A 1,221-nucleotide genomic window follows, 5' to 3' on the forward strand; every position below is an offset into this window, starting at 1 on the left:
ATGGCAAAAGAAAAGTTTGAACGCGTAAAACCGCACGTAAACGTTGGTACAATTGGCCACGTTGACCACGGTAAAACTACACTAACTGCAGCAATCACTAACGTACTTGCAAAAGTATACGGCGGTGTTGCTAAAGATTTCGCATCAATCGATAACGCTCCAGAAGAGCGTGAACGTGGTATCACTATTTCAACGTCTCACGTTGAATACGATACTCCTTCACGCCACTACGCGCACGTAGATTGTCCTGGTCACGCCGATTATGTTAAAAACATGATCACTGGTGCTGCTCAAATGGACGGCGCGATCTTAGTAGTTGCTGCGACTGATGGCCCTATGCCACAAACGCGTGAGCACATCCTTCTTTCTCGTCAGGTTGGCGTTCCTTACATCATCGTGTTCATGAACAAATGTGACATGGTTGATGACGAAGAGCTACTTGAACTAGTAGAAATGGAAGTTCGTGAACTTCTTTCAGAATACGATTTCCCAGGTGATGACTTACCTCTAATCGCTGGTTCTGCGCTTAAAGCGTTAGAAGGCGAGAAAGAGTGGGAAGATAAGATTGTTGAGCTTGCAAACGCACTTGATACTTACATCCCAGAGCCAGAGCGTGACATCGATAAGCCTTTCATCATGCCTATCGAAGACGTTTTCTCAATCCAGGGTCGTGGTACTGTTGTAACTGGTCGTGTTGAAGCTGGTATCATCCGCATCAATGACGAAGTAGAAATTGTTGGTATCAATGATACAACTCGTTCTACTTGTACTGGTGTTGAAATGTTCCGTAAGCTTCTTGACGAAGGTCGTGCTGGCGAAAACATCGGTGCACTTCTACGTGGTACTAAACGTGAAGACGTTGAACGTGGTCAAGTACTAGCTAAGCCTGGTTCAATCAACCCACATACTACATTCACTTCAGAAGTATACGTACTTTCGAAAGATGAAGGTGGTCGTCATACTCCATTCTTCAAAGGTTACCGTCCACAGTTCTACTTCCGTACAACTGACGTAACAGGTGACGTACAGTTACCAGATGGCGTAGAAATGGTAATGCCTGGTGATAACATCAAGATGACTGTAACTCTAATCGCGCCAATCGCGATGGATGAAGGTCTTCGTTTTGCTATCCGTGAAGGTGGCCGTACTGTAGGTGCTGGTGTTGTAGCAACTATCGTAGCGTAATAATTAACCTTAAAGTTAATTATTAGAAAAAGGTCA

1 protein-coding gene is annotated in these 1,221 nt (G+C 44.6%); it reads left to right on the forward strand.

Features of this window, described 5'->3' with window-relative positions:
* Positions 1-1,185 carry an elongation factor Tu gene (tuf, locus tag PALI_RS00060; RefSeq protein WP_024589451.1) on the forward strand — a complete coding sequence of 395 codons (1,185 nt, stop codon included), beginning with the start codon at positions 1-3 and terminating at the stop codon, positions 1,183-1,185.
* The last annotated feature ends 36 nt before the right edge of the window (positions 1,186-1,221 follow it).

This window comes from Pseudoalteromonas aliena SW19 (assembly GCF_014905615.1).
Taxonomy (GTDB): domain Bacteria; phylum Pseudomonadota; class Gammaproteobacteria; order Enterobacterales; family Alteromonadaceae; genus Pseudoalteromonas; species Pseudoalteromonas aliena.

Bases quoted from the DNA above. Each gene is read 5' to 3' on its own strand.
- tuf (WP_024589451.1), top strand. From the start codon at position 1: ATGGCAAAAGAAAAGTTTGAACGCGTAAAACCGCACGTAAACGTTGGT.